Here is a 24,626-nt window from a genome sequence, read left to right on the forward strand (position 1 = left end):
GACCGCACACCGACGAGATCTCAATGCTGAAAAAGACCGATTTCTACATCAACGGCAGCTGGGTGACCCCGGCCGAACCGAACCCGTTCCCCGTCATTGACCCGGCGACGGAAAGCGCGATTGCCGAAATCTCGCTCGGCACCTCCGCCGATATCGACAAGGCCGTGGCGGCGGCGCGGGCCGCCTTTCCGACCTGGAGCGCGACAGACGTCACCGAGCGCATCGCCGTGATCGAACGGCTCCTGACGATCTACCGGGCCCGCGCCGAGGAGATGGCCAAGGCGATCAGCTCCGAAATGGGTGCGCCACTGTCGTTCTCACGCGACGAACAGGTCGGCGCCGGCGACTGGCACATCGAAGGCTTCCTGAAGGCCATCCACGAAATCGAATGGGAGCGGCCGCTGCGTGCCGAGGCGCCGAGCGAGCGCATCATCAAGGAGCCGATCGGCGTATGTGGGCTCATCACGCCGTGGAACTGGCCGATGAATCAGGTGACGCTCAAGGTCGTGCCCGCGCTTCTCACCGGTTGCACGGTCGTGTTGAAGCCGTCGGAAATCGCACCTCTCTCCTCGCTCCTCTTCGCCGAGATGATCGACGAGGCGGGCGTGCCGGCCGGCGTCTTCAATCTCGTCAACGGCGACGGGCCGGGCGTCGGTGCAGCGCTCTCCGCCCATCCCGATGTCGACATGATGTCGTTCACCGGTTCGACGCGCGCCGGCTCCGCCGTCACCAAGGCGGCCGCCGACACGGTCAAACGCGTGACGCTGGAGCTCGGCGGCAAGTCGCCGAACATCCTCTTCGCCGATTGCGATCTCGCATCGCAGGTCGAGGGCGGCGTCCGCTTCTGCATGGAAAACACCGGCCAGTCCTGCAACGCGCCGACGCGGATGCTCATCGAGGCCTCGGTCTACGAGGATGCGATCGCGATCGCCAAGGAGACCGCAGAAAAGGTTGCCGTCGGCGATCCACATGAGGAAGGCGACCATATCGGCCCGCTCGTCTCGCAGACCCAGTTCGACAAGGTGCAGGATCTGATCGAGGCCGGCATCGCGGAAGGCGCGCGTCTCGTCACCGGCGGGGCGGGCCGCCCGGCCGGCTTCAATCGCGGCTATTATGCCCGCCCGACCGTCTTTGCCGATGTCACGCCCGAGATGCGCATCTGGCGCGAGGAAATCTTCGGGCCGGTGCTTGCGATGACGCCGTTCAAGGACGAGGCGGAGGCCATCCGCCTTGCCAACGACACGCCTTACGGGCTCGCCGCCTATCTCAGCACCCAGGACGCTGAGCGCGCCCGCTACGTTGCACTGCAGCTACGGGCCGGCATGGTGCGCGTCAACCGCGCCCCCTTCGCGCAAGGCAGCCCCTTCGGTGGCTACAAGCAATCCGGCAACGGACGTGAAGGCGGAATCTTCGGTCTGGACGATTTTCTTGAGATCAAGACGGTCGCATTCGGGGACATGTCTTGAGGCTATCGCACTGAGCCCGCTCCAGGCTCGCCGCCGCGTTGCGACGGCGCCATACCGAACTCAACGCCGGCTATTCGACCGAATGCCGGGCCTGCGCGGCCTTTCGGTCCTCGCGCTCCCGCAGGAAGTCTTCGACGGAGGTCGGCGTCACGCCCCAGGCCGCAAAGCCTGGCTCCTCGGTCGCGACATTCGGCGCCTCCATCAATTCCACTTCGGTGGAGGTCACCGGCGGTTTCGGCAGTCGCTCCGCTGCTGCCGCCAGGCCTTTCCAAATGCCGATCGGCAATGGGATGAGCAAGCGCCGGACACCGACCTCGTCTGCAACGATCCCGACGAGCTCGCGGTAGGTGTATGTGCGCGGGCCGCCAAACTCGTAAGTGCGCGGCTCGGGGTCCGGCCCCGCAACCACGATACAGGCGACCGCCTCGGCCACATCTCCGACGAAGGTCGGCTGCAGCCGCGTCTCTCCACTCCCGAAGAGAGGAAAGACCGGATATCTCCGCAGAAGATCGGAGAACGTGCAGATGAAGCCATCCTGCGGACCGAACATGACGGCTGGCCGCACGATGACTGCGTTTCCGAAGGCGCGGCGCACCGCGACCTCTCCTGCACCCCGCGCCGCGATGTAGCGGGAGGGAGAATTTGGATCAGCACCCACGCCGGAGAGTTGAACGAGAAGCGGTACGCCGTGTCGATGCGCCAGAGCAGCAAGCTGGCCGGCCGCTTCCACATGGATGTTGCGGAAGGTCTTGCCACCCCGCTCCACATAGAGGCTGACGGCATTGACGACGGCACCTGCGCCCTCGACAAGCCTTGCCACATCCTCCGGCCTCTCGATGTCGCCTTCCACGGCGGCGAGCCCAGGCGGCCTTCCGAGGAGATCGGTGATCTTGTTCGGATGGCGGGAGACCGCCCGCACGCTCCTGCCCTTCTCCAGCAGGCGCCGGCAGATCCGGTGCCCGAGAAAACCGCCGCCGCCAAAAACAACGACGGGTGCTTCCTTGCCTGCAAAGGTGCCATCTTCGGGCATGTCGAACCTCCCCGCCACGAACTTCGTCTTTGGGGAGCACAACTGCTGATGACGGACTTTGCTCCCTGCGCAATTGCCACATCCGATGACGGCGTCCATGCAAATGGCCGCAAAGGCGGTTTCCAAGCTCGTCAGGACAGAGGATGCTGATCGATCGACTGAGTGGGCTGTTCTTCAATCCGTCAAAGCTTACAGTGGCTTTATTGCCCGCAGAATTTTGTCGATGAACACCTCCCCCTTTCCCGACCGGCTCGCCGGCTGGCTGCTAATCGCCACATGCTTTTTCGTCTTCCTGGCGCAATGGTCGGGCGAGAGCATTCTGGTTGGCGCGGAGATCGTCACCGTCATTCCTGCCGTGCTTCTATTGGCGCGCCGCACCGGTCGCATGCAGACCGTGTTCCTTTCGGTCGCCGCGATCCTCCTTATCGCGACGCTGGCAACACGTGCGGATTGGCTGACGCTCACGACATCGGCCCTGAAAACGACCGCCTTCATTGCCGCCTTTTTCACCGCGACGACCGCGCTCCGCTATGCCGCCACGAGTTCGCCGGCGGTCATCGAATGCGGCCGCCTTCTCGCCGAGCAGCCTCCGGGCCGGCGTTACCTCGCGCTAACGACCGGCGGACATCTCTTCACGCTCGTCCTCAATTACGGCTCGATCGCGCTTCTGGGTGCCCTCGCGGAAGAGAGCTCGCGCCGAGAAGACAACCCACATATCCGCGCAGTTCGCCTGCGGCGCATGTTGCTTGCCATTCAGCGGGGCTTCGCCTCCGCCCTCACCTGGTCGCCGCTCGCCTTCGCCACGGCGATCTCGATCTCGTTCGTGCCGGATACGACGTGGAAGGATATTCTGGGACCGAGCCTCGTCAGCTCCCTCATCCTGGCGGCAGGTGGCTGGCTTCTCGACACCCTCATCAAACCCAGAGTTTCGGCCTCGCCGTCAACGCCCGTCGTGACGGAGCTGAGCTGGACCAGCATCTGGCCGCTTCCCGTCCTCCTCGTGGTGCTCGGCGTGAGCGTGGGCGGCATTCACCTTGCCACGGGCGTGCGGGCGACGGCCGCCGTCATTCTCGTTGTGCCGATCCTCTCCATGGCGTGGATCGCCTTCCAGAACAGGCACGACGCACCCGTGCGGCGCGTTCGAGAACGCACCGGCCTCTTCGTGACGCGCCAGCTCCTCGGTTATCGCAACGAGCTCGTGCTCCTCACCATGGCCGGTTTCATCGGCGGCCTCGGAGGACATCTCCTGAGCCCGTTCGTTCTTGGCGCCGGCTTCGATCTGTCGTCGCTTCCGGGCTGGCTGCTTCTCATCGGGCTTCTCTGGGTCATTCCGGCCGCCGGCCAGCTCGGCATGAACCCGATCCTTGCCGTCTCGCTGATCGCGCCGCTCCTGCCTGCCGCCAGCGATGTCGGGATCGATGCAAGCGATATCGCCGTCGCGATGACCGCCGGCTGGGCGCTTGCCGCCGCAAGTTCGCCCTTTACCGCAAGCACGCTCGTCGTCGGCGGCTTCGGCAGCGTCACCGCCCGTTATGTCGGGCTCGTCTGGAACGGCCTTTATGTCGTCGTGACGGGGCTCGCGCTCTCGGCCTGGGTCGCCTTTCTCGCGTTCTGGTGAGGAACCACCTTCACGCTGTGACGGAGATGACGTCCTCGTCCTTGAAACCGACCCGCAGCGTCTCCCCCGGCTGCGGCGGGGCGGAGCGACGGTCGTTGAAGAGATCGACATGGAGACGCGTGTCGCCGACCGCGACCCCAACGCGGATCACCGAGCCAAGGAAGCTCACCGCTTCGACCCGGGCGTTGAGGCAGATGCCGTCATCGGCTCCGTTGACGAGGTTGAGCGCCTCCGGGCGGAGAGCCAGGACGATCGGTTCCCCGTCACGGACGGTCGCCGGGAGCTTTTTCAGAACCACGGATTGCTCGCCGATCGCCACTTCCTGCGCCGCAGCGTTCTTCACACGCGCCTCGACGCGGTTGAGCGTGCCAACGAAATTGGCAACGAACGGCGTTGCAGGCCGGTTGTAGACCTCGAACGGCGCACCGACCTGCTCGATGTGCCCCGCATTCATGACCACAATCCGATCGGAGATCGACAGCGCCTCCTCCTGATCATGCGTCACGAAGATCGTGGTGATGCCGAGCTCACGTTGAATGTTGCGGATCTGCTCACGCAGCGACACGCGGATTTTCGCATCGAGTGCCGAGAGCGGCTCGTCGAGGAGCAACATCCGTGGGCTCGGGGCGAGCGCGCGGGCGAGCGCCACGCGCTGCTGCTGGCCGCCGGACAGTTCGAAGGCATAGCGCCGGCCGAGATCCGGCAGGCCGATGAGCTCGAGCATCTCCGCGACGCGCTCGCGCGCCTTCGCCCGCGGCACGCCGGCGACCTTCAGCCCGAAGCCGATATTGTCCCTCACATTCAGATTCGGGAAAAGCGCGTAAGACTGGAAAACCATTCCCACATTTCGCTGCGACGGCTTCAGGTGGGTGATCTCCCGCCCGTCGGCAAAGATGCGGCCCTTCGTGGGTTTTTCGAAACCCGCGATCATACGCAGAACCGTGGTCTTGCCGCATCCGGACGGACCGAGCAGCGACACGAACTCACCGCTGTTGAACGAAAGATCCAGGTCCTTGATCACCGTATTGGTGCCAAAGGTCTTGGTGATCGCTTCGAGATTGAGGAATTCTTCGGCCATATCAATCTTTTCTGGCGCTGCTCTTCGGGGCGAAGCGCGCGAGGAGCTGGATCGCGACCATCGCGCTCCAGGTGAAGACGAAGGAAATGATTGCGAGCGCCGAGGGCTCGTAGGCCCGGTTGGCGCCGATATTCTGCATGTAAGGGCCGAAGCCCGGACGGTTGAGCAGGCTCGCCAGGACGAACTCGCCCATGACGATGGCAAGCGTCAGGAAGGCGCCCGACAAGACGGCCGTAATGACATTCGGAAAGATGATCCGCGTCAGGATCCGGAGGCGGCTGGCGCCAAGAATGGTCGCCGCCTCCGTCAAGGTCTGCACGTCGATGGTCCTGAGACCCGTATCGATCGCCCGGTACATATAGGGCATGGCGAGCGCCACATAGCCGAGCGTCAGCAGGATATTGGTGCCCATCACCGAACCGGTCAGGGGCAGAAAGGACGACGAGTTGTAGAGCCGGATATAGCCGAAGACGAGGATGATCGGCGGGATGATCAGGGGCATCAGCGTGAGGAATTCCACCACCGGCCTGATCTGCGGCATCCTCAGGCGCACGAAATAGGCGGCCGGCATGATGATGACGATGCCGACGATGATGGTGCAAAGGCCGATTATCAGCGAATAGCTGAAAGTCTGCTGGAAGCCCGGATCGGCAAAGACATTGCGATAGGCGTCGAGCGTATATCCGTCGCGCCGGATGCTCAGCGAGAATTCGAGCGTCGCGAGCAGCGGCAGCAGGAAATAGGCCGCTCCGAGACCGAAGACGACCCAGGACCAGAAGCGATTGCCTCTCATTTGAGCCACCTCTCAGCGCGGGTGCGCACGACCAGATAGACGACGTTGGCAAGAGCGGTGATCGCGATCATGCCGACGGCAAGGGCAGCCCCCAGCTGCTGGTTCTGCAACACGTCGCCGCGGATCTGCGCGTAGAGCAGGATCGGCACGATGTTGAGCGAGGAACCGGTGAGCGCATAGGCCGTCGCGATCGCTCCGAAGGCGTTGGCGAACAACAAAGAGAGCGTGCCGAGAAGGTTCGGCCACAGGACCGGCAGGCCGACATACCGCCAGAACTGCCAGGTGGAGGCGCCGAGCGTTTCCGCCGCTTCGCTCCATTCCCGCTTCAACCCATCGATCGCCGGCGTGATGATGAGGATCATCAAGGGGATCTGGAAATAGAGATAGGTGAGCGTCAGGCCCCAGAAGGAGAGGATGTTGAAGCCTGCGCGGTAGAGGTCGAGACCGAAAACCTCCCGCAAAATGATGGTGACGAGGCCGACGCGCCCGAGCGTTGCGAGAAACGCGAACGCCAGCGGGATACCGGCAAAATTCGAGGCGACGCCAGAGAATGTCAGAAGCGTGGAGCGGATCACCGGCGGCAGACGCCCGCGGATGACGGCAAGGGCGATCGCAAGCCCGATCAGGCAGCCAAGCGCTGAGGACGCGAAAGAGACCCGGATCGAAATCGAGAAAGAGCGCAGGATCTGCGGTGTGAAGAGTGCACCGATATTGTCGAGCGTCAGGCCGCCCTGCCCGTCGGAAAAGGCTGTCGCGAAAAGGCCCAGCGTCGGCAGGATGAGGAACATGACCGCAAACGCCAGAAACGGCAGGATGGCGATCGCTTCCCCGAGCCTCAACTCGGCGAACATCTGCGAAAATCGGCGCTTCGGCGTGGGCAAGGCAACTGACCCGGAATGATCCGGGCCAGTCGTTTCAGTCGGAAGCGCGAGCGGCTTGCCGTTATTCGGCGACATTGGCGCCGACCACGGAATCCCACTTCTCCGTGATCACGGCCTTGGCGGCATTTTGCTGCTCGATGGTCGGGAACACGGCCTTGGCGTAGGCTTCCGCCGGCGGCAGCGCATCGAGAAGCTCCTGCGGGATCTTTTTCTGCTCGGCGAGCGCATTGAAGCGGATCGGGTGGCAGTAGCCAGCAAGCCAGCCAAGCTGGCCCTCGTCGGAATAAAGGTATTCCATCCAAAGCTTCGCAGCGTTCGGATGCGGCGCGTAAGCGCTGATCGCCTGGACGTAGACGCCGGCCACGACACTGTCAGATGGGACGACGACGTCGGCGGCGGGGTTACCCTCAAAACCGTCGCGCCAGGCGAGCGAATTGTAGTCCCAGGCAACGACGATCGGCGTCGTACCCTGTGCGACAGAGGCTGCTTTGCCGATCACCGGGACGAAATTGCCCCGCTCGTTGAGCTGCTTGAAATACTGCAGCCCGGCCTCTGCGGCCTGATCGAGATCACCGCCGTTTTCGGCGAGACCGGCTCCGACGACACCCTGGATCGCCTGGTTGGAGGCGCGAGGATCACCGGAAAGGGCAACGGCGTTGGCATATTTTTCGTCGAGGAGATCGGCCCAGCTCGACGGCGCTTCGCCGACGATATCCGTGTTCACGAGGAACGACAGAACGCCGTAATAATCGCCGTACCAGTAACCGTCGGCGTCTTTCGCGTCATCCGGAATCTCGTCCCAGGTGGAGACCTTGTAGGGCTCGATCAGGCCTTCTTCCTTGGCCTGCGGACCAAAAGCGAGGCCGACATCGAGAACGTCGGGCGCCTGTGGGCCAGTGTTGTTCTTGTTGGCGCGGACGGCCTCCAGCTCATCGGCTGAACCCGCATCCGGGTTGAGTTCGTTCACCTGGATGCCAGGATACTTCTCTTTGAAGCCATCGATCACATCGCCGTAGCCGCACCAGGAATGCGGCAACGCAATCGTGGTGAGCTGCCCCTCTTCCTTCGCAGCTTTGTACAGCGCATCAAGGTCCGTCTCGGCGCTCGCCGTCATCGTCGTGGCGAGCAAAGCGACGACGGACACCGAGGCAGCGAATAGAGTTTTGGTTTTCATTATGCGACTCCGTGCTGTGGCTCGGCCCCCGTTCGAAAGAGAGTCGCCAAGCCGAACGTCCACTAGAACCGGCCCATGACAGATCCGTGACGCTGCGTCGGCACGGCGGCTTTGTTCACGCCACGCAACGAAAGACAATTTGTCTGTGGCGCACTCCCGCTTCGCGTCGGTCGTATCTTGGGTCGCGGCAACCTTCGTCCTAAGAAGGCCCGACCGCAAGCCGCAAGACACATGCGCGCAGAAGAAGAATGGGACATCGGCGATGAAGAAAGTCTACGTCATCGGGATCGGGGCCGGCGATCCGTCTGATCTCACGCTGCGGGCGATTGAGGCGATGCGGGCCGTCGACGTCTTCTTCTTCATGGACAAGGACGGGGCCGGCAAAGAGAATTTGATCGCCTTCCGCCAGGAGGTGCTCACACGGGCCGTGCCGGAGGCCTCCTATCGGAGCGTTCATGCCACCAGCCCGGAACGCCCGAAAGACGGGCGCGACTACGAAAAGGGCATCGACTGGTGGCGTGGCGAGCGGCGACGGATCTTTCGCGAGATGCTGTCGGAGCTCGGCCCCGAGGAGACCGGCGGCTTTCTGATCATCGGCGATCCGGCGCTTTACGACGGCACCACGCAGATTCTGCATGAGCTCGCCGCCGAGGGATTTGAGATCGACTTCGAGGTGGTCACCGGCATCACGAGCCTGCAGACGCTCGCCGCCCGTCACCGCATTCCATTGAACCGCATCGGCGAAGAAATCACCGTCACCACCGCCCGCCTCTTGGCCGAGACCGAGCCTGAGAAGATCTCCAATACCCTCGTGATGCTCGATGGGCGCGCCACCTTCCTGCACTTCAAAGAGACCGATCTGTATATCTACTGGGGCGCTTATCTCGGCATGGAGGAAGAAATCCTCATTGCCGGACCGCTGAAGGAGAAGGCGGACGAAATCGCCGAAACGATTGAGACGTCGCGCGCGCGCCAGGGCTGGATCATGGATGCCTATCTTCTGCGACGGCCGTGAAAGGCGATCGGCGTTCCGCCTTGCCGTTGCGTAACTCCTTGTAGTTGCATCGCACACAACCTTTTCAGCTTAAATGAAGGATCTACCCCAAGCCCTTCTCTGATCTCATTAATTTTTGTGAAACCATGCCGCCCAAACTGCGGCCTATTCGCAATTTAATTAAGCTTTTAAATACGAGCGCCGGCTCAGTATCCCCGCAACAAGGGGTAGGAGAGGCGTCATGTCGAAAACGATGCCGCTGGCGGTTTTGTGGCTTCTGGCCACCACCGCCACGCTGCTGCTGATCATGCAGCCCATCAGCATCGAGGCACAATTCGTCATGGGCGTAGCGGCCGTCGGCGGGATGGCGGCCGTGTGGATGTTCAGCAAGGAAGGCGTCTGGCGCCAAGTCTTTCTGGCGCTCGCGACGGCGGTGGTGCTGCGCTACGTCTACTGGCGCACGACCTCGACGCTGCCGCCGATTTCGGAACCGATCAACTTCGTTCCAGGCTTTCTCGTCTACCTCATGGAGATGTTCTCAGTGCTGATGCTGTTCATCAGCCTGTTCATCACGGCCGACCCTTTGGAAAGGAAGCGGGCGCGCCAACTGCGGGATGCGGAGCTTCCGACCGTCGACATCTTCATTCCGACCTACAACGAAGACAAAAGCCTTCTCGCCACCACCATCGCGGCAGCGCTCGCGATGGATTATCCGCATGAGAAAAGACAGGTCTGGCTGCTCGACGACGGTGGCACCGAGCAGAAGGTCAACAATCCCGACCCGAACGTCTCAGTCCCCGCCAAGCGCCGGCGTGCGGAACTGCAGCGGCTTTGCGCGCAGCTCGGCGCCCACTACCTCACCCGCGAGCGCAACGAACACGCGAAGGCCGGCAACCTCAACAACGGTCTCGACTGCTCCACCGCCGATCTGATCGTGGTCTTCGACGCCGATCACGGCCCGGTCCGCTCGTTCCTGCGCGAAACCGTCGGTCATTTCGCCGACGATCCGCGTCTCTTCCTGGTGCAGACGCCGCACTTCTTCCTCAATCCGGATCCGCTTGAACGCAACCTCTCGACCTTCGAGCGGATGCCATCGGAAAACGAGATGTTCTACTCCGTGATCCAGAAGGGTCTGGACAAGTGGAACGCGGCCTTCTTCTGCGGTTCGGCGGCCGTGCTTCGGCGTGCAGCGCTCGAGGAGACAGGCGGCTTTTCCGGCGTCTCCATCACCGAAGATTGCGAGACGGCGCTTGAACTTCATTCCCGCGGATGGAACAGCCGTTATGTCGACATCCCGCTGATCGCCGGTCTGCAGCCCGAAAACTTCGTCTCCTTCATCGGCCAGCGCTCGCGCTGGTGCCGCGGCATGGTGCAGATCCTGATGCTGAAGAACCCGCTCTTTAAGCGGGGACTTCGACTGGAACAGCGGATTGCCTATCTCTCCTCGTCGCTTTTCTGGCTGTTCCCGCTGACGCGCCTCACCTTCATGGTGGCGCCGCTGCTCTACATCATCTTCTCGCTGCAAATTTACGAAGCGAGCTTCCGCGAGTTCGTCGGCTACACCGTCGCCTACATGGCTGTGAACATCATGCTGCAGAGCTATCTCTACGGCAGGCTGCGCTGGCCCTGGGTGTCGGAACTCTACGAATACGTGCAGTCGGTCTATCTGGGGCGGGCGATTCTGAGCGTCGTCGTCAATCCGCGTGCGCCGACGTTCAACGTCACCGCGAAAGGCCAGACGAGCGATAAAGAGCAGCTCTCGGCCCTCGCCGGCCCCTATTTCGCGATCTTCGGCGTCCTCGCCGTCGCTGGTGCCTATGCCGCGTGGCGCTACTTTACCGAGCCTACCGGCAACGACCTGTTGATGATCTGCGGCGTGTGGAACGCCATCAATCTCGTCATTGCCGGTGTCGCGCTCGGCGTCGTGTCCGAGATGCCAGAGCGGCGCCGGGCGCAACGCCTCGCCGTCGTACGCCGCGCGGTGCTCGAGATCGTGGGTGTCGGTGAAATCGCCGTCTCGGTGGAGGATGTCTCCACCTGTGGCGTGCGGGTGCGCCCGCTGGAAGATGCGCTGCCGCCGATGAAGGCCGGAGCGACAATTGCCATGCTGCGTCTGGTCGACGACGACGGCAGCCTCACCAAAGAGGCGATCGCCGTCGTTCTGCGCCGGGCCGGCAATGATGACCGCGGACGCTTCCTGGGCATGGAATTCATCCAGCTCACGGCGCCGCAATACAAACTCATCGCAGATCTCCTCTACCACAGCGCCAATGTCTTCGAGACATTCCGCAGCCGGCGGCGCCAGTCGCGGAGCGTCATCGGCGCCACGTTCGGTTTCCTCTCCTGGAGCCTCTATTACACACTGCGGGCCTTCCGCATCGGTCTCAGGCGCAATCCCCCAGCCGCAGCGGACATGGAAGGGTTTACGAGCGCCGAAAGCGGTTTCGGCGCCGAAATCGGGCGATCGGAACCAGCCTTGCCGCGGGCTCAGTCCCATCTGCATGTCGCGCCGGGCGCACCGGTCGACGTCGCAACGACACCTGCTCTGACCCCTGCAACACCTCCTGCGGAGCCGAGCGCGACGGCAGCAGCTCTCGCCACACCACAGGTCGAGCAGGCGGAGCTTACAGAGGCGCAACGCCGGCGCTCCATCTCAACATCGACGGCCGCGACAGCTTCGCTCGGCCACGACGTCTGGGAGTATGCGGTATGAGAAGCCTCGCAACCGCCGGCCTCGCACTCCTCCTGCTCGCACCGCAGGCCCAGGCAGGCAAGGTCGTCCTATCTCTCGATCAGGTTCGATCCGCAGCGCCCGCGATGGCGCAGCCCGCCCCCAGCCAGATGGCGCTCTCCGACACCGGCGTGCCGCTCGCGGCCGAGGTCGATCCAGACCTTCGTCGCCTGCCCGCGGCCTTGAGCGATTTGCATTTCAACGGCGAAACCGCCGGTCATGAGTGGCCCGTCTATCTGACGAGGACGCAGGCGGCCTCGAGGGCGGAGATGCAGCTCGGCTACATCAACAGCGTGTCGGTAATGTCGGAGGGCTCCACGCTGACGGTGACGGTCAACGAGGTCAGCATCGGTGAAATCCCGATCGCATCACCTGACGAGCTCGCCCGCACGCGCCTCTCCGTTCCCCCAGGACTGCTCCAGCCTGGCTACAATTCCGTACGCATCTCGGTGCAGCAGCGGCACCGCGTCGACTGCTCTCTCGAGGGAACCTACGAATTGTGGACCCAGATCTATCCTGGCGTCACCGGGTTTGCCTTCGCGGGGGCCGGTGCCGGCTTCGAGCGCCTGAGCGATCTCGCAGCCGTCAATCCGGGGCTCGACGGCGCCGTCAGCATCAGCGTGCGGGCACCTGAGACGCCCACGCCAAAGGCGACCGAGAGATTTTTGCGCGTGGCCGAGATCGCCGCGATCATGACCAAGGCGTCCCGCAGCGAAGTCCGCTTCGACAGCGAGCCCGCCTCGGGACCCGGCGTCGAGATTGCGATCGGAACGCCGGAGGAACTGCGTCGGCTCGGTGTGCTGAAGCCAGGCGAGACCGCGCAGCCCGGCGTCTCCGTCATCCTTCCCGACGAAATGGATCTGATCCATGGTCGTGTATCCATCTGGATCGTGGGAGGCAGCGACGCCGCCATCGACGCGGCACTCGCAAGTCTTGAGGCCGGCAGCAACACGGAGCCTTCGGAAGGAACGCCGTCCGGGCTGCGTGCCGCTGAAAACGCCCTCGGCCATCTCGTGCCGCCGGGAAGTTCGGTGAGCCTGCGCGACCTCGGCGTCGTCTCGGAGGAGTTCAACGGTCGCCTCTACCGCACCTCCTTCAACATTCGCATGCCCTATGACTTTCTGTCGGCCGATTACAGCCAGGCGGTCATTCGGCTGACGGCCGGCTTCGCGCCGCGGCTCGATCCCAAGAGCCAACTCCTCGTGCGTGTGAACGATCAGACCGCCTCCGTCCTGCCGCTCTTGGACGACGACGGCGCATTGATGCGGGGACGCAAAATCCCGATCCCGCTGAAGGTGCTACATCCCGGCATCAATCGGGTAGAGATCGAGGCGCAGCTCCGCTCCCAAAGCGATCGCAGCTGTGACACGCTTGCCGGGCTCTCCAGCCCGAGCCGCTTCCTCATGATGGATACGAGCGAGTTCTATCTGCCGCAGGTCGCACGCGTCGCACGCATGCCCAATCTCGCTTCGACCCTCAGCGGTGGGTTCCCTTACGCCAAGGGCGGAACGACAGCCGCCTACATCCCCGATCCCGACAGCGACACGCTCTCCGCCGCCGGGACGCTCGCAGCCAATCTTGCAGCGGTCAGCGGAGCCCCACTCAATCTCGAGGTTGCCTTCTCTGCACCCCCGGCCGACGCCGGCACCTCGATCGTCGTGGCGGCCGCCCAGGCTCTGCCAGGCTCGGTCGCCGACGCTGTCGGTCTCGACGCCGCCGGCATGCGCCAAGCCTGGCGTTCGCAGATGCTCAACAGCAGTGTCGGCACAGCCGGTCTTGGAGAAGCCCCGCTCTACACGGGCTCAACCGGCCGCGACGATCCGGCGCCGCAACGCGTCTCGCAAAGGCTTTTCATGCAACCCTCTGTCTCGCTCGATGACTGGACCGAGCAGATGCGCGAGAATGGTGGCTTCGGCGGACCGTTCGAGCGGGCGATCTCCTGGCTCAAGGACCAGGTCGGGAGCGCAACCGGGAACATCGGCTTCGGCGAAAGACCGGATCCGCTTCGGATCAAGCCCGGCAGCACGCTCGTCCTTGCCCAAGCGGAAGCGCCGGCCAACGAGGGACGCACCTGGACGGTGGTGACGGCACCAACGAGCAGAGAGCTCGCGGCCTCCGTTGCGCAGATCAACACGGCGTCGCTGCTTTACCGGCTGGACGGGCGGGCGCTCGCTTTCGGGCGCAACAACAGCGACATCACCAGGGCCACGAACGGCAGCTTCTACTATGTGACCACACAGCCGCTCTCCTTTCAGAATATCCGCCTCGTCGCGGCAGGATGGATGTCGCTCAACATCATCTATTATGTCCTCGGCCTCATCGCCGCCTGCGTATGCCTCGGTCTCGCAACGGCTGCACTTCTTCGGCGCGTGGGGCATTCGTCATGAGCGCGCGCGTTTCCGTCACCGCTATCGTCGCGTCCTTCTCCGCGCTTCTGGCGATTTCGGCGGGTGCGGCGCTTTTGAACGAGAGCCCGTCGGTGAAAGCCGCGCTGCCCTGCGAGCCGGGCGAGAGCGCGGTCACGATGGCGAGCGCAGTTCCTCAAAACATCGCTCTCCGCCTGCCCATGGCATCAGGGGAAAACGCCTCGCATGTCGCAGATACAAGGGTTGATCCGGCGTTTGCAGGCGTGGCCACAGCAGCACCCGTCTCGAAGCCGATCGAAATCGCGGCCGCCGGCGCTGCGACCGGCTCACACTCCGTTGCCGCGAAGGCAGTCCTGCCCGCGCCTCTCTGGGCGAATTTCCGTGACAATTTCATCGGCGACGACGGGCGCGTGATCGACGACGGCAATGGCAAGATCAGTCACAGCGAAGGCCAGGGATACGGCCTGCTGCTGGCGGCCTTCGCCGATGACCCCGTCACCTTTCGCCGCCTGTGGAACTGGACCGTCACCGAGCTCCTAATCCGCGACGACGGCCTTGCTGCCTGGCGCTGGGAGCCCGATGCCGATCCGCACGTCACGGACCCCAACAACGCCACCGACGGCGACATCCTGATCGCCTGGGCGCTGATGGAGGGCGCGACCCGCTTCAACGAACAGGAATACCGCAAGGCCGCCGCCGATATCGCAGCAGCGATCTACGAGAAAACGACGGAAGAGAGTGCCTACGGCCGCGTCATCCTGCCGGGCGTCCACGGTTTCCGCGCCGATAATCGCCGCGACGGGCCCGTCATCAATCTCTCCTATTGGGTGTTTCCGGCTTTCCCGGCGCTCGCAAAGGCCGCTCCACAATATGATTGGAATGCCCTGCGCGATAGCGGTGTCGCGTTGATGCGGGCCGCCCGCTTCGGCAAAAGCAATCTGCCGAGCGACTGGATCTCGCTGTCGGGCGAGAAACCGCGGCCGGCCAACGGCTTCCCCCCGACCTTTGCCTACAATGCGATCCGCATTCCTCTCTATGCCGCCTGGGCGAAGGCCGGAGATCGTTCCGACCTCGCCCCCTATCAGGCGCTGTGGGAGCGGGCGCAGCCGAGCACCGTCGATGTCATGTCGGGTCGGGCAGTCCAGCCTCTCGGCGGCCCCGGCTATGCGGCGGTCGCGGGGCTCGTTGCCTGCGCACGCGAAGGCACGCCCTTCCCTTCCTCGGCGCGCAGCAGCCTTCCCGACCTCTATTATCCGAGTGCCCTACAGGCCCTTTCTGTCGTTGCAGCACAGGAGGCATATTCCGGATGTCGCTGAAAACGCTCCCGCTTCTTCTTCTCGCAGGGGCGGCCTGGATCGCACCCGCGCAGGCTCAGACAATCACCATCAAGGCACCTGGCCCCGTGTCGAGCGCTGCCGTGACAAAGGTCGATGAAAGTGCCTTGCGCTACTATGCGCGCAACCAGGAGCTCGACCGTGTCGAGGCCGAAATCCACCGGCTGCAGCAATTGCATCCGGGATGGACGCCGCCCGACGACCTCTTCACCCAGGTGACCGGAGGCAGCGACGAAACAGAATTCTGGGAGCTTTTCGCGGCCGACCGGCTCGATGATCTCGAAGCTGCGATCGAAGAGCGCCGCCGTTCCGAGCCGGGCTGGCAGCCATCCGAAGATCTCAGGAGCAAAGTCGCTCACAAGCGCGCCCGTCAGCGTCTCGTCAACGCCTCGGATCTCAAGCAATGGGGCAAGGTTCTCGATATCGCCGGAGGCGGTGACATCATCTTAAGCACGGCGGACGTCGACGTCATGTGGCGGGTGGCGGAAGCCGAGGCGCACAACCATGCCGAGCAGGAAGCGCTCGCTCTCTACGAAAAGATCCTGCAAGATTCGACAAACTCTGGCGAGCGGCTCGGGACCATACAGAAGGCGCTCGGGCTCCTGCCCGTGCGCGAGGTCGAAACGCTCATCTCTCTCGGCCGCACCAATCCGAACGGCAGCAACGAATTCGACATTGTCGAAGACGATCTTCTGCGAGCGCGTATCGGCGCCATCGCCGCCGGTGAAGACGTGGGAACAGTGTCCCGGAGCGAACTCGTGCGCTTCGAAGACGGCGTAGAGGCCGACAAGAGCGCCATGTCCGATGCGGCGCTTCTCGGCTGGTTCTATTATGGCCAGAACGACTGGCAGGACGCGGCGCGCTGGTTCAAGACGGCGCTCGATCGCGGTGGTGACGTGAAATCGGCGGAGGGGTCCGTGCTTTCACTGAGCGCGCTTGAAAAGCCCGACGAGGCGGAAGCGATTGCCGCCAAATGGGAAGCGGAATCGGCCGAGGTGCGCAGCCTCTTTCTCGGTCTCGGCGCGGCGCGTCTCAGCATGGATCCCCCGCCCGATCTCACACGCGACTACGTCGCCAAACTCGCCAACGCCATCGAACAGACGCAATCCGGCGACGGCGCGCAGGCGCTCGCCTGGTACCATTACAACACCAAGTCCTTCGATGATGCCCAACACTGGTTCCGACAGGCGATGGACTGGCAGCCGCAGGACACGACGGCACTCGGCCTCGTTCTTGCGACCTTCCATCTCAAACAATGGTCCGACCTCGCCGATCTGTTGAAGAATTTCTCGCCGGATTATCCGAGCGTCGCCGCGATCGCACCGGAGCTCAAGCGCCCGACGCGGACCGCCTCGACGGTCGATCAGGCGCAGCAGGTGCGGGCGGCGCGGGTTGCGCAGCGGGTTAACGATCTCTTCGGGGCGAAGCGCTATCGAGAGGCTCTGGCGCTTCTCGACGAGTTCGACGGCAAGTCGCGCGGCATGATGATGCTCCGAGGCTGGGCCCTCTACCACCTGCATCAGATCGCCGAGGCGCGGGAGATTTTTCGCAAGCTCGACGCGAAGAGCTCCACCAAGGAGACACGGGAAGCGCTGGCGTGGATCATGAACGCCCAACTGCCCGCCCGTCATCGATAGACAAGAAAAAAGCCTGGCACCTCCAGCCAGTCGAAAGGGCGTTCACCCCCGCAAGGGTGAGCGCCCTTTCTTCTTCATCAAGCGTCTTAATCCGACAGGCGTTCCTCGCCGCGATAGCGGGCATAGGTCGACTGCCCGGAAGCTCCGAAAGAGACGACCGGATAGGTGTCCGGCTCCATGCCGGGCATGGCCATACCTTCCGAGCCGACCGGCATGCCCGGCACGGCGAGACCCGCCGTCATGGGCTTTTCATCGAGGAGCCGCTCAACCATCGCCGAAGGCACATGACCTTCCAGGACGTAGCCGCCAACCACGGCCGTGTGGCATGAGGCGAGTTCGTCGGGGACGCCGAACTGCTGCTTGACGGCGGCGATATCGTCGGTCGGGACGATCTCGACGACAAAGCCCTCGGTACGCATCTTATCCGCCCAGGCCGTGCAGCAGCCGCAGGACGGATCCTTGTAGACGGTCATGGCCGGGAGTCCTTCCGCGTGAACGGAAGAAACCGCGAGCATGCCGGCAAACGCAGCGCCGGCGAGAAGAAAACGAGTTTTCATCGGAAGCATCTTTCCAAAGTGCAGATGGGCCGGGTTTCGCCCCGGCGATTCAGTCTGTTGCGGGCTTTGCCCGCGTCTCTCAGGAAAGGATGCTTCGTGGAGGCGGCGACAGCGCTTCCGGATCGGTTGCGACCAGCACTCTCGCATCCGGACGCATCGTGGCCACGACATCGCTGCGCGGTGCAGGCACAGTCGGCATGTGGGTGGTGGCGAATGCTTGCAGGGTTGCGGCGCAGATTGCGGTACAGCCGGTCTTTTCCGCTGGCGCCTCCTGGCAGCAATCATGCGGCTGCTCGGCCACGAGGCGCATCTCTGACACGTCCATCGGCGCCATCGTCCGGCCATGCGAGGAGGCGTAGCTCGCCTGTCCGCCGACGAGTGCGAGGAGAAGCGCGAGAAGCAGCGACGCCAGACGTGGAATCCGAGTTGCGAGCATCCTCTGCAATCTAGCAGATCCGGCGATACCGCGCTTGAGGCAAATCAACGGGTTACAGAAATGTAAGCGGACACACCCGTCATGCGACCCGGCGTCCGTCCGCATCGATGATCAGCTCGCCATCCTCCTTGGCAAGCGGACCGGGCGGCAGGTGGTCGAGAAGATCGAGCACCATCTCGCTCGGCCGGCACAGCCGCACACCTTTTGTCGTGCAGACGATCGGCCGGTTCACCAGAACCGGATGCGCAATCATCGCCTCCATGAGCTTCTCGTCACTCACCTCGGGATCGAGCAGGCCGAGCTCTTCCGCGGGTGATTTCGTCGTCCTGAGCGCCTCGCGCGGTGTCAGCCCTGCCGCCGCAAAGAGCGCCAGAAGCTGCGGGCGGGTCCAACCTTCCTTGAGATACTCGATGACCGTCGGCCGATAACCGGCCTTCTCGATGATCGAGAGAACATTGCGCGAAGTCCCGCAATCGGGATTGTGATGAATGACGACGTCCATGGTCGGCTCGCAGTTCCTTCTCGTCAGGCGCTCTCAGGCGCCTGTGAGAGCGTTCCAATCTCTTGCACCCGCCTTTCAAGCGCAAGACGGTCGAGCGAGGTGATCGGCAGGCTGACGAAGACCGAAATGCGGTTGAAGAGCATGCGATAGGCTTCGGCAAAGGCAAGCCGCTTCTCGCTTTCCTTGCCGGTCGCGGCGGCGGGATCGGTGACGCCCCAATGCGCCGTGACGGGCTGGCCAGGCCAGACCGGACACGGCTCCGCCGCTGCCTGGTCGCAGACCGTGAAAACGAAATCGAGCTCAGGCGCGTCGGGCGCGGCAAATTCGTCCCAGCTCTTGGAGCGGGCAAAGGACGTGTCGTAGCCGAGCGATTTCAGCAGGTCGATCGTATAGGGATGCGGCGTGTCTTTGGGATGTGCACCCGCGGAATAGGCGCGAAAGCGGCCATGCCCCTCCCGGTTCAAGACCGCCTCGGCCAGAAGCGAACGGGCCGAATTGCCCGTGCAGAGAAACAAGACATTGTAAGGCGTTCCCATTTTCCCCTCCCCCGATGTCCGGGCCTTTTTGGGGCCTCGGCTGGATCAGTCTTCATTGCATAGGCGGCGCATTCCTGTGCGAGCGGAGCACACGTCTCCAGGGCGCCCGCCGCAGCAAGACGCCGTCGCGTTCATGCCGTGAGCCATTCCTCCAGCTTTTCCTCGCGCGGCAGGCCTCCGGCATGGACAAGCTTGCCGTCTATGACGATGCCCGGAGTGGAGGCAACGCCATATCGAGCGATCTCGGCGTAGTCCGTTACCTTTTGCACCTTTGCATCAATGCCGAGCCTCTCGGCAGCATTGCGCACCATGGCCTCGGTCGTCTCGCAGCGCTTGCAGCCCGGGCCGAGTACTTTCACGTCTTTCATGGCAGAAACGCCTCGAAGTTAGCCGAACAGAACATTGAAGAGAAAGCCAACGCTGAGGATGCCCGTCCCGACGATGGCGACGAAGACCGCGATGAGCCGTCCCTTCAGTACTTTTTTCAGAATGACAATCTCCGGCAGGGAGAGCGCCAGGACCGACATCATGAAGGCCAAGGTCGTGCCGAGCGCGGCGCCCTTGTCGAGAAGCGCTTCCACCACTGGAATGATGCCGGCAGCATTGGAATACATCGGTATGCCGAGGCCGATCGCGGCGGGCACCGACCACCAGGCCTCTGCGCCCATGATGCGCGCCATCAGCTCCGCCGGCACATAGCCGTGGATGCCGGCGCCAACAGCGATACCGGCGAGAATCCACAGCCACACACGGCCGACGATCTCCCTCATGGAGGCAAGGCCCTCGCGGAGACGCTCAACGCCGGTGATCTCATCCTCTGGCACGCGGCAGCAGCCGCCCGTCGCATTCAACTCGCGCACCCAATCTTGCAGCCAGGACTCGATATGCAGGCGGCCGATGACCCAACCCGACACGATTGCAACGCCAAGTCCGAAGGCGAGATAGAGGAGAGCCACCTGCCAGCCGACCAGACCGAAGAGAAGGCCAAGCGCCACCTCGTTCACCATCGGCGCGGCGATCAGGAAGGAGAAGGTCACACCGAGCGGGATGCCGGCCTGAACGAAACCGATGAAGAGCGGAATGGCCGAACACGAGCAAAAGGGCGTCAGGATGCCGAGCCCAGCCGCCATGACGTTGCCAGCACCCTCGCGCCGACCCGACAGAAAGGCCCGCGTCTTCTCGGGCGAGAAGAAAGATTGCACCACCCCCATCACGAAAACCACGAGCGCCAACAGCATCAGCACTTTCGGCGTGTCGTAGAGAAAGAAGGCGAGCGCCTCGCCCAGGCGGCTTTCCCGCGCCACGGGAAGGAAGCCGGTCAGCGCGTCGGCAGCCGGCCTGAGGCCGATATAGACGGCGAGCCACAGCGCCAACACGAGGACGGTGCCGCCGTACCACAGAAGAGGAGAAGATCGCCGGCCGGCCGCAGGCGTGACACTTCCGGCCGCAGGCGTGACGCTTTCTGCGAGGTGGGAGGCGCTCATGCCGCCGCCCTCTGCGGCTTGCTTTCGACAGCCGCCACCGCCGCATCGACGATCGCTACAAGCTCTCGCGGCAGGTCCGGATTGCGCCGGTAGCGCACCCATTGTGCGTCGCGACGGTCCACGACGAGGCCGGCAGATTTCAGCACGCCCATATGCCTCGACATCCGCGATTGCGTCGCGTCCAAGCTTTCCATCAACTCGCAGACACAATGCTCGCCACCGTCCCAGACGATTTGAATGGCGGCCAGCCGTGTCGGCTCAGCCAGGGCGGAGAGAACAAGAAAAGCGTCCATCGCGTATTCACCCTTTCGCGCATATGCGTATAGGCGCATATGCGGTCTGTGTCTACACGGAACGGGTTCTAGTCAGGCCGATGCGATCCCTGGCAGCTGCGATCTTTGGCAATTGCTATTTTTGGCGAATGCGAGGCTCGATCCGAGACGGCACACGGGCGTCCGGCGGCTCTCCACTCACGTCGCGCCCAGGACCGGGCTCAGGCGCCGCCCATGATGCGCTCCGACAGGGCCTGCGATGTCAGGCCGTCGGTCGACAGCGAGGTTTCGGTCCGGCCACCACGCAGGATGGTGACCCTGTCGGCGACGGCCACGACGTCGTGCATGTTGTGGCTGATCAGGATGACGGTGACGCCGTTTTCCTTGAGCCTGCGGATGAGCTTCATCACCTCTTCCGTCTCGCGCACGCCAAGCGCGGCGGTCGGCTCATCCATGATGATGATTTCCGCCTTCCAGCGGAGCGCCCGGCAGATCGCCACCGCCTGACGCTGACCGCCGGACAGGTTCTCCACCTTGGCGGTCATGTCGCGCATCACCGAATTTAGCGAGATCAGGAAGTCCTGCGAGCGGGCGATCATGGCGGCACGGTCGAGCACCTTGATGCCGAGAACCCGCCTCTCCAGCTCGGAGCCCATGAAAATATTCTGATAGATCATCATGCGCGGCGCGAGACCAAGATCCTGGTGGATGGTCGCGATGCCGGCCGCAAGCGCGTCATGCGGGTTTGCAAGCCGCACCTTTTCGCCACGCACATGAATGTCGCCCTCATCCGGACGCTCCACGCCGGAGACGAGTTTGATCAGCGTCGATTTTCCGGCGCCATTGTCGCCGCAGAGCGCGTGCACCTCGCCGGCCGCGACGCTGAGATCGGCGCCGCGCAGCGCCTTGACGGCACCATAGGATTTCCGGGCGTTGCGGACGGTGAGGATGTCGCTCATCTTTTTTCCAAAGTGGCCGGCGGCTCGCCCCCGGCCCCCTCGCCTACTCCTTGATGAAGTCGTCGACGTTCGACTGATCGACGAGATCGGCACTCATGTAGAGATAAGGGCCTGAGGTGATGGTTTCCTTCTCGGCGCCTTCGACGGCGATCTTCTGCATGGCATCGACGGCTGCCTCGCCCATCGCCTCGAACGGAATCGCCACCGTCGCCATCAGCATGGAATCCGGCGACTTGATGCGCCGGAACGTTTCCGGCCCACCATCTGTGGAGACGAGAACCACGTCGCCCTTCTGCATGCCCTGCTGCTTCAGAAGATCGTCGATGATGAACGCCTGGCCATCAAAGGAAGCCCAGATGCCGTCGAAGTTGCCGGCATTTTGCATGATGAGAGCATTCATGCCGTTGCGCACATCCTCCTGCCAGCTCTTGGTGCGGGCCATGGAATGGCTTCCGACCACCTCCACGGCCTGGTTTTCGCTCAGGACGACGTCGAGCACCTTGCCGCGGATGCGTGTGCCGACATTGGATTCGAAGCGGTCCGTCAGGATCTTCCCCTCATAGCCGAGCTGCCCCAGAAGATAGAGAGCCGATTCAGAACCGACGGCGTACTCATTGACCTGGATATCGAAAAGCGCATGCGGGCTCGCCCCGCTCATCACCGTGATCAACGGGATGCCGGCGTCTTTCACCGCCTGCATCTGCGCATCGAACTCGACGGGCTTCGACATGGCGAGCACGATGCCGTCCACGCCGCTTTGAACGAGGTTCTCGATCTGCTCGGAATGCGTCTGCAGCGTGCCGTTGGAATTCAGCACGACGACGTCCCAGCCCTTTTTTCTCGCGGCGGCTTCGACGGCATTGGCGACGCGGGCATGCGTCTCCGACGACATCTGAAAAGCGACGACGCCGAGCTCGAAGGCCTGGGCGGAGACCGCCCGCGTCACCGCGAAGGCGACGACGCCAAGCGAAAGCAGCAATCTGAGTTTCATGTTCATCCCTCTTATCGTTGGCAGAGCGCGGCTTTTTCGGCGCGCTTCATACGGAAAATGCGGCCTTCTTCAGAACGCTGGCGGAGACACTCACCGAGGCGATGACGATAACGCCGAGCATGATATCCTGCAGGTAATAGGGGGCGCCGAGAAGCACGAGACCGTTGGCAAGCATCGAAATGATCAGGGCGCCGACGAAGGTGCCGGCGATGTTCGGACGTCCCGGCTCGAACATAGTCATGCCGAGAAGCACCGCGGCGATGCCGTTCAAGAGATAATCGCCGGCCATCTGCGGTGAGGCGGAGCTCAGATTGGCGACGAGAAGAACGGCCGCGATACCGGCCGCAAAGCCCGAGAGCGTGAGGCCGATCAGTTTCATGCGCCGGGTCGCGATGCCGGCGCGATGGGCCGCCTCCTGCGCCTCGCCGGTTGCCAGCATATGCGTGCCGAGCCGCGTCTTACGCGTCACGAACCAGGCGATCAGAACGACGGCCGCCATGACCACGACGAGGACCGGAATGCCGAAGAGCTCGCCGCGCGCCAGGGCGAGAAACATCGGATCCCAGCGCCCGACGAAAGCGACACCGCCGGTGATCATGAAGGTCAGACCATTGGCGATCGCAGCCGTGCCGAGCGTGGCAATGAGCGAGGGCACCTTCACGCCGGTCACCAGGAACCCGTTCACCAACCCACCGAGGGTGGCGACGGCAAGGCCCGCGACGACGGCAAGCGCCCAAAACGTGCCTCCCGCGATGAGGCCACCTGTGACGACGGCGGCGAGGCTCGCTAGATTGGCGAAGGAGAGGTCGAGCTCGGAGGTCAAAAGCGCGAAAGTGAAGCCGGTGGCGAGGATCGCCAGAAAGCTCGTCTGCTTCAACACATTCAGCAGATTGGCGCTGGAGGCGAAATTGCGCGCGAAGACGAGCAGGAAGACGAAAACGAGGAGCCCCGCGAGCGCCGTCCCATATTTGGCGATGAAATCCCTCACCCGGCCTGGTCCGCGAGCTTGCCGATCGGCGGGATCAATTCCAGCCCCCCGGTGACGGGAATGACGGCGCCCGTCACAAAGGCGGCGCGCGACGACATGAGGAAGGCAACGACTTCAGCGACATCTTCAGGCCGACCGAGACGGCGAAGCGGTGTCCGCGCCGAGGCTGCCCGCTCAAGTTTTCCGAAGGCATCGCCCGGGAAAGCTCCACGCACCATTTCGGTGGCGATGATGCCCGGCGCGACCGCATTGGCGCGCACACCATCCGGCCCCAGGGCCTGGGCGATGTTGAAGGTCATCGTGTTGACGCCGCCCTTGGCCGCGCCATAAGCCGGATTGGCACCGCCCGAGAGCCAGGCGATCGAGGAGACGAAAACCATCGCACCGCCATTTCCGGCAGCACGCATGGCACGCCCCACTGCCCGTCCCACACGGTGGGCGCTTGAGAGATTGACGTCGATCACCCGCTCCCAGCCCTCGTCGTCCTGATCGGGAAAGGCCGCAACATGCGATGTCCCGGCACAATGCACGAGGCCGTCGATGCGGCCGAAGCGGGCGAGACAGGCATCGACCAGAGCCTCCGGCGCCGACCGGTCGAGAAGATCGGCAGACGCGTAGCCGTCATCTTCGCCCAACAGATCGGCGAGCTTGCCGCCGTCATCGAGATCGGTCGCAAAGATCCGCCACCCGTCGCGTTGCATGGCCGCCGACGTCGCACGCCCGATGCCACCGCTGGCGCCGGTGATGAGAACGACCGGTTTTCCGCTCATCTCGCCACGCCCCGACGCTCTCGCAGCAT

At 63.5% G+C, this 24,626-nt stretch carries 23 protein-coding genes; 7 read left to right on the plus strand and 16 right to left on the minus strand.

Features of this window, described 5'->3' with window-relative positions:
• Positions 1-23 precede the first annotated feature (23 nt).
• Positions 24-1,466: an aldehyde dehydrogenase family protein gene (locus tag BLP76_RS13585; protein WP_092814394.1), complete on the plus strand. Its 1,443-nt coding sequence runs from the start codon at positions 24-26 to the stop codon at positions 1,464-1,466.
• 70 nt (positions 1,467-1,536) lie between these two features.
• On the opposite strand, the gene BLP76_RS13590 is transcribed toward BLP76_RS13585, so the two are convergent.
• Positions 1,537-2,496: a complex I NDUFA9 subunit family protein gene (locus BLP76_RS13590; protein ID WP_092814230.1), complete on the minus strand. Its 960-nt coding sequence runs from the start codon at positions 2,494-2,496 to the stop codon at positions 1,537-1,539.
• A 223-nt stretch (positions 2,497-2,719) separates the two neighbouring features.
• On the opposite strand from BLP76_RS13590, the gene BLP76_RS13595 reads away from it, so the two are divergent.
• Positions 2,720-4,114: a hypothetical protein gene (locus BLP76_RS13595; protein ID WP_092814233.1), complete on the plus strand. Its 1,395-nt coding sequence runs from the start codon at positions 2,720-2,722 to the stop codon at positions 4,112-4,114.
• Positions 4,115-4,124: 10 nt separating this feature from the next.
• On the opposite strand, the gene BLP76_RS13600 is transcribed toward BLP76_RS13595, so the two are convergent.
• The 4 genes from BLP76_RS13600 to BLP76_RS13615 form a co-directional block, all read right to left on the minus strand.
• Complete coding sequence (locus BLP76_RS13600) at positions 4,125-5,192, minus strand: ABC transporter ATP-binding protein (RefSeq protein WP_092814236.1); 1,068 nt, start codon at positions 5,190-5,192, stop codon at positions 4,125-4,127.
• A gap of 1 nt (position 5,193) precedes the next feature.
• A complete protein-coding gene (locus BLP76_RS13605) occupies positions 5,194-5,985 on the minus strand; it encodes an ABC transporter permease (protein ID WP_092814239.1) in 792 nt (263 codons plus the stop codon).
• Entirely contained in the window at positions 5,982-6,836 is an 855-nt protein-coding gene (locus tag BLP76_RS13610; RefSeq protein WP_092814397.1) for an ABC transporter permease, read from the minus strand. Before BLP76_RS13610 ends, BLP76_RS13605 begins: the two co-directional genes overlap by 4 nt.
• Before the next feature lie 91 nt (positions 6,837-6,927).
• Complete coding sequence (locus BLP76_RS13615; RefSeq protein WP_092814242.1) at positions 6,928-8,040, minus strand: ABC transporter substrate-binding protein; 1,113 nt, start codon at positions 8,038-8,040, stop codon at positions 6,928-6,930.
• A 262-nt stretch (positions 8,041-8,302) separates the two neighbouring features.
• Here BLP76_RS13615 and cobF point away from each other — a divergent pair, with 262 nt between their 5' ends.
• The 5 genes from cobF to BLP76_RS13640 all read left to right on the plus strand — a co-directional run bounded on the left by cobF (position 8,303) and on the right by BLP76_RS13640 (position 17,102).
• Positions 8,303-9,055, plus strand: a complete 753-nt coding sequence (cobF, locus tag BLP76_RS13620; RefSeq protein WP_092814245.1) for a precorrin-6A synthase (deacetylating) — start codon at positions 8,303-8,305, stop codon at positions 9,053-9,055.
• Between the two features lie 220 nt (positions 9,056-9,275).
• Positions 9,276-11,747 (plus strand): UDP-forming cellulose synthase catalytic subunit, encoded by a 2,472-nt coding sequence (gene bcsA / locus BLP76_RS13625; RefSeq protein ID WP_244514583.1) that lies wholly within the window; start codon positions 9,276-9,278, stop codon positions 11,745-11,747.
• Entirely contained in the window at positions 11,744-14,152 is a 2,409-nt protein-coding gene (locus BLP76_RS13630; protein WP_092814248.1) for a cellulose biosynthesis cyclic di-GMP-binding regulatory protein BcsB, read from the plus strand. The genes bcsA and BLP76_RS13630 overlap by 4 nt, the downstream gene beginning before the upstream one ends.
• The gene (locus tag BLP76_RS13635; protein ID WP_170130455.1) at positions 14,149-15,447 is read left to right on the plus strand and encodes a glycosyl hydrolase family 8; all 1,299 of its coding nucleotides are present in this window, start codon (positions 14,149-14,151) and stop codon (positions 15,445-15,447) included. Before BLP76_RS13630 ends, BLP76_RS13635 begins: the two co-directional genes overlap by 4 nt.
• The gene (locus BLP76_RS13640) at positions 15,438-17,102 is read left to right on the plus strand and encodes a tetratricopeptide repeat protein (protein WP_092814257.1); all 1,665 of its coding nucleotides are present in this window, start codon (positions 15,438-15,440) and stop codon (positions 17,100-17,102) included. The genes BLP76_RS13635 and BLP76_RS13640 overlap by 10 nt, the downstream gene beginning before the upstream one ends.
• A gap of 86 nt (positions 17,103-17,188) precedes the next feature.
• On the opposite strand, the gene BLP76_RS13645 is transcribed toward BLP76_RS13640, so the two are convergent.
• The 11 genes from BLP76_RS13645 to BLP76_RS13695 all read right to left on the minus strand — a co-directional run bounded on the left by BLP76_RS13645 (position 17,189) and on the right by BLP76_RS13695 (position 24,597).
• The gene (locus BLP76_RS13645) at positions 17,189-17,659 is read right to left on the minus strand and encodes a DUF411 domain-containing protein (RefSeq protein ID WP_244514584.1); all 471 of its coding nucleotides are present in this window, start codon (positions 17,657-17,659) and stop codon (positions 17,189-17,191) included.
• Positions 17,660-17,738: 79 nt separating this feature from the next.
• Positions 17,739-18,095: a hypothetical protein gene (locus tag BLP76_RS13650; RefSeq protein ID WP_092814263.1), complete on the minus strand. Its 357-nt coding sequence runs from the start codon at positions 18,093-18,095 to the stop codon at positions 17,739-17,741.
• 79 nt (positions 18,096-18,174) lie between these two features.
• Positions 18,175-18,597: an arsenate reductase (glutaredoxin) gene (gene arsC, locus BLP76_RS13655; protein WP_092814266.1), complete on the minus strand. Its 423-nt coding sequence runs from the start codon at positions 18,595-18,597 to the stop codon at positions 18,175-18,177.
• A 23-nt stretch (positions 18,598-18,620) separates the two neighbouring features.
• The gene (locus BLP76_RS13660) at positions 18,621-19,133 is read right to left on the minus strand and encodes an arsenate reductase ArsC (RefSeq protein WP_092814269.1); all 513 of its coding nucleotides are present in this window, start codon (positions 19,131-19,133) and stop codon (positions 18,621-18,623) included.
• 131 nt (positions 19,134-19,264) lie between these two features.
• Entirely contained in the window at positions 19,265-19,501 is a 237-nt protein-coding gene (locus BLP76_RS13665; RefSeq protein ID WP_092814272.1) for a thioredoxin family protein, read from the minus strand.
• A gap of 18 nt (positions 19,502-19,519) precedes the next feature.
• Positions 19,520-20,617, minus strand: a complete 1,098-nt coding sequence (locus tag BLP76_RS13670; protein WP_092814275.1) for a permease — start codon at positions 20,615-20,617, stop codon at positions 19,520-19,522.
• The gene (locus tag BLP76_RS13675; RefSeq protein ID WP_092814278.1) at positions 20,614-20,910 is read right to left on the minus strand and encodes an ArsR/SmtB family transcription factor; all 297 of its coding nucleotides are present in this window, start codon (positions 20,908-20,910) and stop codon (positions 20,614-20,616) included. Before BLP76_RS13675 ends, BLP76_RS13670 begins: the two co-directional genes overlap by 4 nt.
• Positions 20,911-21,110: 200 nt before the next feature.
• On the minus strand, positions 21,111-21,848 hold the full coding sequence (locus BLP76_RS13680) for an ATP-binding cassette domain-containing protein (RefSeq protein ID WP_092814280.1): 738 nt from the start codon (positions 21,846-21,848) through the stop codon (positions 21,111-21,113).
• A gap of 43 nt (positions 21,849-21,891) precedes the next feature.
• The gene (locus BLP76_RS13685; protein ID WP_092814403.1) at positions 21,892-22,839 is read right to left on the minus strand and encodes a sugar ABC transporter substrate-binding protein; all 948 of its coding nucleotides are present in this window, start codon (positions 22,837-22,839) and stop codon (positions 21,892-21,894) included.
• A gap of 46 nt (positions 22,840-22,885) precedes the next feature.
• On the minus strand, positions 22,886-23,827 hold the full coding sequence (locus BLP76_RS13690; RefSeq protein ID WP_092814283.1) for an ABC transporter permease: 942 nt from the start codon (positions 23,825-23,827) through the stop codon (positions 22,886-22,888).
• Positions 23,824-24,597: an SDR family NAD(P)-dependent oxidoreductase gene (locus BLP76_RS13695; protein WP_170130454.1), complete on the minus strand. Its 774-nt coding sequence runs from the start codon at positions 24,595-24,597 to the stop codon at positions 23,824-23,826. Before BLP76_RS13695 ends, BLP76_RS13690 begins: the two co-directional genes overlap by 4 nt.
• Positions 24,598-24,626: the final 29 nt, after the last annotated feature.

It is taken from the genome of Afifella marina DSM 2698 (assembly GCF_900102695.1).
GTDB lineage: Bacteria > Pseudomonadota > Alphaproteobacteria > Rhizobiales > Afifellaceae > Afifella > Afifella marina.

Excerpts from the sequence above, each read along its gene's own strand:
- BLP76_RS13585 (WP_092814394.1), top strand. The coding sequence starts at position 24 with ATGCTGAAAAAGACCGATTTCTACATCAACGGCAGCTGGGTGACCCCG.
- BLP76_RS13590 (WP_092814230.1), bottom strand. The coding sequence starts at position 2,496 with ATGCCCGAAGATGGCACCTTTGCAGGCAAGGAAGCACCCGTCGTTGTT.
- BLP76_RS13595 (WP_092814233.1), top strand. The coding sequence starts at position 2,720 with ATGAACACCTCCCCCTTTCCCGACCGGCTCGCCGGCTGGCTGCTAATC.
- BLP76_RS13600 (WP_092814236.1), bottom strand. The coding sequence starts at position 5,192 with ATGGCCGAAGAATTCCTCAATCTCGAAGCGATCACCAAGACCTTTGGC.
- BLP76_RS13605 (WP_092814239.1), bottom strand. The coding sequence starts at position 5,985 with ATGAGAGGCAATCGCTTCTGGTCCTGGGTCGTCTTCGGTCTCGGAGCG.
- BLP76_RS13610 (WP_092814397.1), bottom strand. The coding sequence starts at position 6,836 with ATGTTCGCCGAGTTGAGGCTCGGGGAAGCGATCGCCATCCTGCCGTTT.
- BLP76_RS13615 (WP_092814242.1), bottom strand. The coding sequence starts at position 8,040 with ATGAAAACCAAAACTCTATTCGCTGCCTCGGTGTCCGTCGTCGCTTTG.
- cobF (WP_092814245.1), top strand. The coding sequence starts at position 8,303 with ATGAAGAAAGTCTACGTCATCGGGATCGGGGCCGGCGATCCGTCTGAT.
- bcsA (WP_244514583.1), top strand. The coding sequence starts at position 9,276 with ATGTCGAAAACGATGCCGCTGGCGGTTTTGTGGCTTCTGGCCACCACC.
- BLP76_RS13630 (WP_092814248.1), top strand. The coding sequence starts at position 11,744 with ATGAGAAGCCTCGCAACCGCCGGCCTCGCACTCCTCCTGCTCGCACCG.
- BLP76_RS13635 (WP_170130455.1), top strand. The coding sequence starts at position 14,149 with ATGAGCGCGCGCGTTTCCGTCACCGCTATCGTCGCGTCCTTCTCCGCG.
- BLP76_RS13640 (WP_092814257.1), top strand. The coding sequence starts at position 15,438 with ATGTCGCTGAAAACGCTCCCGCTTCTTCTTCTCGCAGGGGCGGCCTGG.
- BLP76_RS13645 (WP_244514584.1), bottom strand. The coding sequence starts at position 17,659 with ATGAAAACTCGTTTTCTTCTCGCCGGCGCTGCGTTTGCCGGCATGCTC.
- BLP76_RS13650 (WP_092814263.1), bottom strand. The coding sequence starts at position 18,095 with ATGCTCGCAACTCGGATTCCACGTCTGGCGTCGCTGCTTCTCGCGCTT.
- arsC (WP_092814266.1), bottom strand. The coding sequence starts at position 18,597 with ATGGACGTCGTCATTCATCACAATCCCGATTGCGGGACTTCGCGCAAT.
- BLP76_RS13660 (WP_092814269.1), bottom strand. The coding sequence starts at position 19,133 with ATGGGAACGCCTTACAATGTCTTGTTTCTCTGCACGGGCAATTCGGCC.
- BLP76_RS13665 (WP_092814272.1), bottom strand. The coding sequence starts at position 19,501 with ATGAAAGACGTGAAAGTACTCGGCCCGGGCTGCAAGCGCTGCGAGACG.
- BLP76_RS13670 (WP_092814275.1), bottom strand. The coding sequence starts at position 20,617 with ATGAGCGCCTCCCACCTCGCAGAAAGCGTCACGCCTGCGGCCGGAAGT.
- BLP76_RS13675 (WP_092814278.1), bottom strand. The coding sequence starts at position 20,910 with ATGGACGCTTTTCTTGTTCTCTCCGCCCTGGCTGAGCCGACACGGCTG.
- BLP76_RS13680 (WP_092814280.1), bottom strand. The coding sequence starts at position 21,848 with ATGAGCGACATCCTCACCGTCCGCAACGCCCGGAAATCCTATGGTGCC.
- BLP76_RS13685 (WP_092814403.1), bottom strand. The coding sequence starts at position 22,839 with ATGAAACTCAGATTGCTGCTTTCGCTTGGCGTCGTCGCCTTCGCGGTG.
- BLP76_RS13695 (WP_170130454.1), bottom strand. The coding sequence starts at position 24,597 with ATGAGCGGAAAACCGGTCGTTCTCATCACCGGCGCCAGCGGTGGCATC.